Genomic DNA, 7,454 nt, shown 5'->3' with positions numbered 1-7,454 from the left:
CGGCGGGCTCTCATCATGTGGCGTCGCTCGACCAACTGGTCGCGAGTGACTTGGCTTCGTCCTCGACGCGGTCGAACAGGCCCATCACGTCGGATCCCGTGTAACCGACCTGCTCGACCAGGGTCTTGAGCATGGTCAGCAGGTCGTGCAGGTGCTTCATGCCGGGGTCGATGGTCTCGTGGTACTGCTTGGCGATCTCGTCGTCCTTGCCGCCGCCATCGATGTTGATCTTGTCGATCTGGGCCAGGTAGTCGCCGATCTGCTTGATCAGCGACCCGATCTGCGGATACTGGGCGAACTGCTGCTTGAGCTGGTCGATGGTGGTGATCTTCTCAGCCATCCGAAGCACCGCCCTTGCCCGTGCCGTTCCGGCCGGTGCGCGGAGTACCGCCCGTCGCCTTGCCCGTGCCGTTCCGGCCGGCCCCCGGTGTGCCGCCCGGCCCCTCCGGCCCCGGCCACATCTCCCGCAACGGGCCCATCAGATCGTCCATCTCGTTGCCGCCCGTCATCGACTTGCGCAGGGCGGCGCCCGCCCCCTGGAACGGCGAGACGGTCTCACGGACCTTCTGTCCGGCCTGTTCCCTGGCCTGCCCGATGACCTCGACCAGCGCGGCACCCAGTTCGGCGGGGGCCATGTCGCGGTACGCGTCCGTATGGAACTTGACCTCCCGCACGTCGCCCTGGGCGCCCGCGACGACCGTCAGCATCCGGTCCTTCGACTGCACGGTGACCGTGTACTTGGCCAGCTCCCGCTGGGTCGCGAGGAGGGAATCGCGGTGCTCCGCGAGCTTTCCCATCATCTCGTCGAGCTGTTCCTGGAATCCGTTGCCCATCAGCCGATCACTCCCGGTGCTGCTTCCTGGGACGTACCCCAGGTCTCTTCGTCCTCCGCCAGCCAGGTGCGGCGCTCGCGGTCCCGCCCGCCGCCGCCCCCACCGCCGCCTCCGCCACCCATGGGGGGCATCATCGGCTGGCCGTTGGACGAGGTGCGATTCATCGCGGAGGACTCCCTGGCCGCGGTCTCGGCGGCCAGATCGGGCTCGTTTGCCGAGGTGCGGCGGACACGCTCGGAGACGGAGGTCTTGGGGTCGCCGAGGGCCCGGCTGTTGGTCAGCCGCTCATTGACCCGGGGCGGTGTCTCCTCCAGGTTCAGCCTGTTCTTGTCGCCGCCTCCGAACTTGTTCCCGTACCCGTTGCCACTGGTCTCGGTACGGGCCTGACCGCGGACGTGGGAGAGGGCCTGCTGGTACGCCTTCTCCTGCGCGACCTCCTGGGCCTCCTGCGCCTTCCGCTGCTTCAGCTGCTCTTCCTGGAGATCCTGCTGGACCTTCAGCTGCTTCTGCTGGTTGACCTTCTGCTGCTTGAGCTGCTGTTCCTGCAGCTCCTGCTGTTCCTTCAGCTGCTGCTTGCTGTTGCTGCTGCTGTTGCCGATCGTCGAGCTGGGGCCGATGTGGGAGTTCGGCGGAGCCTTGAGGGGCTTCTTGTCGGCACCCAGCAGCAGCTTGCCGTCGGGCCCGGTGATCGTGCCGTCCTTGTTGATGCGGGACCCGGGCGGGATCTGGGTCTCGTTGCCCTTCGAGTCCTTGATCGACTGGTTGTTCTTGTCGAGCAGCGTGTTCCCGCCGGTCTTGTCGCCGCCGATGTTCGGGGGGCCGTCCGTCTTCGACTGCGGCGGCGGGGGCGGGATGTTGGACTCGGTCTTCGGCGGCCCGTCGACCTTCGAGGTCGAGGGCGGCGGCGGAGCCTGGGTCTTGTCGTCCTGGCCGCCGGGAGGCGTGTCGGAGTCGCTGCCCGGCGGCTTGTCGCCCGTGTCGGTGTCGCCGCCCGGCGGTGGCGGGGTGTCGGTGTCGTCGCCCGGGGGCTTGTCGCCGGTGTTCGTGTCGTCACCCGGCGGCTTCGGCGCGTCCGGATCGCGGTACGGCGGCATGGTGAGCGCGGTCGGCGGGATCACGTCGATCGCGGCCTGGTAGGCGGTCTGCACGGAACCCAGCTGCGGCTTGGCGACGGTGTCCAGGTTGTCCGCCACCCCCTTCAGCCAGGCGTCCTTCGACTTCTGCTCCAGCGCGGCCCAGAAGTCCGGCTTCGTCGGATCCCCGAGACCCGGCACGTTGAGAAAGGCATCGCCCGACGCGTCGAACTGGAGTGTCGTGGTGGCGAGGGAATCGAAGAACGTCTTGCGGACGTGGGTGGCGGGCCAGGCCACGCCGCTCGCGGCGTTGCGGTAGGCGTCGGCCGCGTTGACCAGCGCGAGCATCGCGTCGTGCAGCTTGACCCGCGCACTGTCGATGAGGGTGGGGATGTCCCCGTAGTTCACCACCTCCTGGCGGAGGTACGCCACCTGCTGCTGCACGGCCACGAGGACCCGCTTGAAGGCCCCGGCCGCCGTGCCCTGCATCTCGGAGTCCGGCACATTGATGTCCTTGACCCACGACTTGATGTCGTTCTGCACGAACTCCATGTGGTTGAGCACGTTGCGCAGCATCATCGCGCCGTCGTCGAAACTGCCCACGCTGATGGAGGAGTTGCCGAGCAGGGTGTTCAACGGCGGACCGATGACGGCCCAGGGTTCGTGGATGAACTTGGAGAGCGCGGTGTCCGGGCCGTTGGCCCCTACTTCGGGCGTCAGCGAGAACCCGATCTGGTAGGTGCGGTTCCCGCCGCCATTGCTCTTGGTCCACTTCTGCGACCAGGCGAAGTCGTAGCCCGAGGGGTTGCCGTTGTCAGCCGAGCCGGCCTGGCCGGGCGTGGCCAGGTGATCGGTCTTGAACCAGGCGTCCTTGGTCACGTCCGTACGGTTGGTCACCTTGGCCAGGTCGCCGTCCTTGGGGGCGACGAACGCGAGTGCCTCCTCCCACTTCCGGTCGGGGTAGGTGACCGTCGTCGTTTCGGCCATGGCGGGTTCCTTACGGGTGCGATGCAGGCGGCTGAGCGGTTCGGAGGCTGAGTGGTTCGGAGGCTGAGTGGTGAAGGCACCGTGCGACGCCGGCGTCGCACGGTGCCGTTACGGCGTACCGGAGTTACGGTTTGGGAGGGGCGGTCGTGGGACTGCCGCCGAACTCCTTGAGGGCGTTCGCCAGCTCCAGGTTCATCTCCGCCGCCGTCAGGGCGGCGTCGTCCTCGCTGTGCTGGAGGATGGTGTCCACGGTCGCCATGTCGATCGAGAGGGTGTTGAGACCGTTCCCGAGGGTGTCCAGCTGAGCCTTCAGACTTGAGCAGAGCTGAGTGAACACCTTGTGCAGAGTCGCGTCGGGACCCAGGGTGCCCGAGCCCGCGAGTATTCCCTTGTGGATACCCGACTCGGTTCCGTAGTCGCCCAGCGTCGTGTAGTCGTCGCCTGTCTGGAGCCAGCCCCGGAGCCCGAGGACCCTGGTACGGGCCTCACCCTTGAGCCAGCCCTCGGTCACCTTGAAGGTGCCGGTGTCCCCGTCGTCGTCGCCATCGTCCTTGGCCATGGTCAGAACATCCCTGAGCCGCGCTTGTCACCCGCGACCTGGCCGTCGACCATTTCCTTGAGGGACTGCGCGCCCGTGCCGAACTGGGCGTTCATCGTCTGAATGGCGTTGTTGGCCTGGTTCTGGAAGTCCGTGTACACGGTCGCGGTCTGACCGGAGAAGGACGCCTTGAGGGGGCCGAGCTGGCTGAGCAGCTCGGTGAGCGCGTTCACCATGTCCGTGTTGGCCTTGACCATGTCGTCGATGGCCGCGTTGGCACGCTGGACTTCGAGTGTGACGTCCGCCATGTCCGGTCGTCCTTTCGGGAGGTGTGTGAGGGGGTGAAAAGGCAGTGCGAGGAGGCGGGCCGGCCGAGGATCAGCCGGAGAGTGCCTGGTAGTAGCCGCTGCCGCCGCCGTCCCACGCGCTCGCGTACTGGGAGGCGTCCATCTCGCTGCTGTTGTGGATGGTGTCGGCCGCCATCAGCGAGGAGTGCAGGGCGTCGACCTTGCCCTTGATGTCGTTGTACGACTGCATCCACTGCTGGAGCTTGCTGCTGAAGATGCTGGACGAGTCGGCGACGTACGACATCCGTACGTCGTCGTGGATCGCCGAGACCGTCGCGCCCGCGCGGGCCATAGTGGCCACGTGGTTCTCCAGGGCCGTGCGGGCCTTGTCGACGTCCGCTTGCTGCCGATTGAACAGTCCAGACGTGCTGTCACCCATGGTCGTTGCCTCATTCCCGTCAGGATTCGGACATGTGTCGCCACGATACTCATCAGATGGGCTCAACTGGCCCTGTGAGATCGATATTTGATGTTCACTTGAGCTTCGGATTCAATTGTTGCCGCATCGTTCATTGGATTGTTTCGGAGCGTCCGCAACTCCTTTGCTCCCGGCGTCTTCCGCAGCGGATAGGTCGGCACGTACGATTCCGCCCCGCGCCAGCGCCTGCGGGTCCAGACTCGGCCCGGCCGGCAGCAGATCGAGCAGCGGCGCAGGCAGCCTCACGGCCTCGCTCGCCGGGTAGCCGAGCTGCTTGAGGGCGTCGTCGTCGGGCACCGGGAAGGCCGCACCCGCGTCGGTGACCAGATAGCGGGTGGAGCCGGTCCCGGCCGTGGAGTGGGCCGTCACCAGGGCGCCGGCACCAGGACGCACCCAGACGCTGTCGGCCGCCAGACACCCGGCCCGCACGCCGGGTTCTGCGTCCGGCGCCCCGCCGGGCACCTGCGCCGCAGCGACCAGCGCCACCGTCGTGGTGTGCCCGGAGCCACGGGAAGCGACCCGCGCGCACACGTCCTGACCTGCGGCGGCCGACACCGGATGCGGTGCGGTGGGTGGCAGGTCGGCGGCGAGCGACGCACCGGCGGATGCCGGGACCTGGTGGGCGGCCAGGTCGGCCGCTCCCACCGGCCGTTCGCGTACCGCGCCGCCGCCGTACGCCTCCGCCTGGGTGCGCGGATCGCCGAGCAGCAGCCGGTGCAGGGTGTCGGTCAGCGGTACGAGTCCGTCCTTGCGCAGCAGGTAGTGCTGGCCGCCGTCGGCGGTGAACAGCTGACCGGTCCGGCTCGCCGCCCCGGCCAGTCGCGGGCCCGCTCCGCCCCGGCCCGGCACGGGAGGAGGCGCCAGGTCGGGTCCGGCGACGAGCGAGGCGAGGAAGGCGTCACCGACCGGGTACGGGGCGGTCCCCGCCCAGCCGAGCGCCGCGGCCCCACCGTGCTTGGTGTCGACCGCGAACCTCCGCCCCTGCCAGAGGATCTGGGCTCCGCCGTGGGGCGAGGACACCAGTACGCCGTCGCGCGCGCCCAGTCCGCTGCCGGCCGGCTCCGCGCCGATCACCACGGATGTGACCGTGCCGGTGGCGCCGGTTCCGGTGTCCTTGCGGCCCGCGCACACCGACCAGGTGCCCCGGTCGAGCGAGCCCTTCGGCAGCCCGTCGGGCGCGCCCACGATGCCGAGCGGCGTCCCGCGCGGGGTGTCCCCGAGGGAGGCCGCGGCGACCTGCTGGACGGTCATCTTGTCCCCGGCCAGCAGCCGCGCCGACGCCTCGTTCAGTACGGGATGCAGCGTGCCGCCGACATAGACGTAACGGGCCCCCGAGTCCTTCACCACCACCAGCGCGCCGTCGGTGCGCCAGGACGTCGCGCCGCCGGGCGAGATCAGCCCGTACAACGTCGTGACCAGCGCGGCGAGAGTGGCGGCCAGCAGCCCCCAGATGATGCCGCGCCAGGTGCGGGCAGTGGGGGTGTCCGGTGCGTCCGGCTCGGCGCGCTGCATGCCGGAGGAGAGCCGGCCCATGACGAACATATGGGCCTGGACCTGGTCACGCCTGGACTGCATGCACGTTCCTCACTGGGCTCACTACGGGTTTCACGGATCTCATTGCCGGTGGGCTGTCAGCCCCAGATGCCGCGCAGCGTGCCGAACACCCCGGCCAGCAGCAGCGCGAGCGGCAGCAGTACGAGTGCGGCCAGGCTGTGCAGGATGTCGGCCGCGCGCCCCCAGTACGGCACCAGTCTGCGGCCGGGCACGGTCCAGGCGGCGATCATCGCGACCGCCGCCGCGGCCGTCAGGACGCCCGTGACCTCCAGCCGTCCCGGCAGGCCGGTGCCGACCGCGTCCGTGCAGGCCGCGAGCGTCAGGGCGTACGCCCCTGGCACCGCCAGGAGCAGCCGCTGCCAGGCACCGCCGACGGTCCGGGTGTGCAGGAGCAGCAGTACGCCGAGCGCCAGCCCGAGGACCGGCGCGGGCCAGCCGTCCGACGCGGGACCGGTGAGCAGCGCCGTCACACAGCCGGCCAGGACCAGCCCGAGCGCGGCGGAGCAGCCGGTGGCATACGCGTCGGCCAGCCGGGCGCGCACCTTGACCCGCTCGGCCTCGAAGGGCTCGATGCCCTCCTGGAGTTCCTCGGCGCTGGACGGCAGCGGTGGCAACCGCAGCCCTGCCAGGCGGAAGGCGAGACCGGGTACGAAACTCCCGGTGGCGACCGCGCCCACCGCCAGATATCCGGCCGTGTGCGACAACGGAACACCGGCCGCGCAGACCATGCCGCCGACCGCCGCGAACAGGGCGACGGTGAGGGCACCGAGGAACAGCGGAGCGAACGCGCCGACCGCGGCCAGCGCGAGGACCGCGGCGCCCGCCGCCGCCGCGCCACCCGCGAGCAGCCGGGGCCCGAACACGTCCTCGCCGTGCGCCGCGGTGGGCAACAGCGCGCCGGCCAGAGCCAGATACGGCACGGACATCAGCCCGAGAGCGGCACCCGCCCCCGCGTCCCCGACGGCACGCGACGCGGCCGTGGCCCCGGCGAGCAGCAGTACGGCGAGCACGGCGGACGCGGCTGCCCGCCAGCCGACGGGGCCCGGCAGCGCGACGGTGAACAGAGCCGCGGTCAGCCCGGCCACGGCCAGACCGATCAGCAGCCGTCTGGTCAGCGCGGGACGCCAGGTGTCGGGCCGGGCCCGCAGCGTCTCGCCGATGCCGTCGACCAGATCGTCGAAGTCGACCTCGGGAAGGGTTTCGTGACGGGACCGCAGATACAGCGTCTCGCCGTCGCGCAGCTCCAGCGACTGCGGGGTCCCCTCCTCGTCCAGGGGCGCGGCGCCCAGCCGCTGGAGGGTCCAGCCGCCGTGGGCAGCGCCCTGCTCGTGCAGGTCTCCGCCCGCGTACTCGACGAGAACGGGGACGAGATCGGCGAGTGGTACGTCGACCGGGATGCCCAACTCATAGGAATTTTCGGGCGCTCTTACAGTTATTCGGCACAATCCGACGGTGGTGTCGCTCACGGCGTTTCGATTCTCTCCCGTCCGGGGGTGCGGGTCGACCCGGGAACGGGGCGAACACTATCGTGAGTTCGAACCGATCATCGGATCAACCATTCTGCCCGCAATGCTGGGTGGTTGATGAAATTGTTCTGCGGCACAACGGACAACCGTTTCTTTTCCGCCCGTTGACCCGCCGGTAATTCCCCTGTCCCCTTGAACCCTGTCTCCCTGAACCCTGTCTCCTTGAACGAGGAAGGCC

General features: G+C 69.5%; 8 protein-coding genes. All 8 read right to left on the bottom strand.

Going from position 1 to position 7,454, the window contains the following annotated elements; genetic code table 11:
* Positions 1–13: 13 nt before the first annotated feature.
* The 8 genes from OG285_RS11325 to eccD all read right to left on the bottom strand — a co-directional run bounded on the left by OG285_RS11325 (position 14) and on the right by eccD (position 7,216).
* Positions 14–340, bottom strand: coding sequence for a hypothetical protein (locus OG285_RS11325; protein WP_356836473.1), 327 nt, complete (start codon positions 338–340; stop codon positions 14–16).
* Positions 333–833, bottom strand: a complete 501-nt coding sequence (locus tag OG285_RS11320) for a YbaB/EbfC family nucleoid-associated protein (protein WP_356836475.1) — start codon at positions 831–833, stop codon at positions 333–335. Before OG285_RS11320 ends, OG285_RS11325 begins: the two co-directional genes overlap by 8 nt.
* Entirely contained in the window at positions 833–2,893 is a 2,061-nt protein-coding gene (locus tag OG285_RS11315; protein ID WP_356836477.1) for a hypothetical protein, read from the bottom strand. Before OG285_RS11315 ends, OG285_RS11320 begins: the two co-directional genes overlap by 1 nt.
* 124 nt (positions 2,894–3,017) lie before the next feature.
* Positions 3,018–3,452: a hypothetical protein gene (locus tag OG285_RS11310; protein ID WP_371790884.1), complete on the bottom strand. Its 435-nt coding sequence runs from the start codon at positions 3,450–3,452 to the stop codon at positions 3,018–3,020.
* A 2-nt stretch (positions 3,453–3,454) separates the two neighbouring features.
* Positions 3,455–3,739 (bottom strand): WXG100 family type VII secretion target, encoded by a 285-nt coding sequence (locus OG285_RS11305; RefSeq protein WP_356836481.1) that lies wholly within the window; start codon positions 3,737–3,739, stop codon positions 3,455–3,457.
* A gap of 70 nt (positions 3,740–3,809) precedes the next feature.
* On the bottom strand, positions 3,810–4,157 hold the full coding sequence (locus tag OG285_RS11300) for a hypothetical protein (protein WP_356836483.1): 348 nt from the start codon (positions 4,155–4,157) through the stop codon (positions 3,810–3,812).
* Between the two features lie 111 nt (positions 4,158–4,268).
* On the bottom strand, positions 4,269–5,771 hold the full coding sequence (gene eccB / locus OG285_RS11295; RefSeq protein WP_371790883.1) for a type VII secretion protein EccB: 1,503 nt from the start codon (positions 5,769–5,771) through the stop codon (positions 4,269–4,271).
* Between the two features lie 56 nt (positions 5,772–5,827).
* Entirely contained in the window at positions 5,828–7,216 is a 1,389-nt protein-coding gene (eccD, locus tag OG285_RS11290) for a type VII secretion integral membrane protein EccD (protein WP_356836487.1), read from the bottom strand.
* Positions 7,217–7,454: the final 238 nt, after the last annotated feature.

It is taken from the genome of Streptomyces sp. NBC_01471, from assembly GCF_041438865.1.
GTDB lineage: Bacteria > Actinomycetota > Actinomycetes > Streptomycetales > Streptomycetaceae > Streptomyces.
This window is presented reverse-complemented; position numbering and strand designations above follow the sequence as displayed.

Excerpts from the sequence above, each read along its gene's own strand:
- OG285_RS11300 (WP_356836483.1), bottom strand. The coding sequence starts at position 4,157 with ATGGGTGACAGCACGTCTGGACTGTTCAATCGGCAGCAAGCGGACGTC.
- eccB (WP_371790883.1), bottom strand. The coding sequence starts at position 5,771 with ATGCAGTCCAGGCGTGACCAGGTCCAGGCCCATATGTTCGTCATGGGC.
- OG285_RS11320 (WP_356836475.1), bottom strand. The coding sequence starts at position 833 with ATGGGCAACGGATTCCAGGAACAGCTCGACGAGATGATGGGAAAGCTC.
- OG285_RS11325 (WP_356836473.1), bottom strand. The coding sequence starts at position 340 with ATGGCTGAGAAGATCACCACCATCGACCAGCTCAAGCAGCAGTTCGCC.
- OG285_RS11305 (WP_356836481.1), bottom strand. The coding sequence starts at position 3,739 with ATGGCGGACGTCACACTCGAAGTCCAGCGTGCCAACGCGGCCATCGAC.
- OG285_RS11310 (WP_371790884.1), bottom strand. The coding sequence starts at position 3,452 with ATGGCCAAGGACGATGGCGACGACGACGGGGACACCGGCACCTTCAAG.
- OG285_RS11315 (WP_356836477.1), bottom strand. The coding sequence starts at position 2,893 with ATGGCCGAAACGACGACGGTCACCTACCCCGACCGGAAGTGGGAGGAG.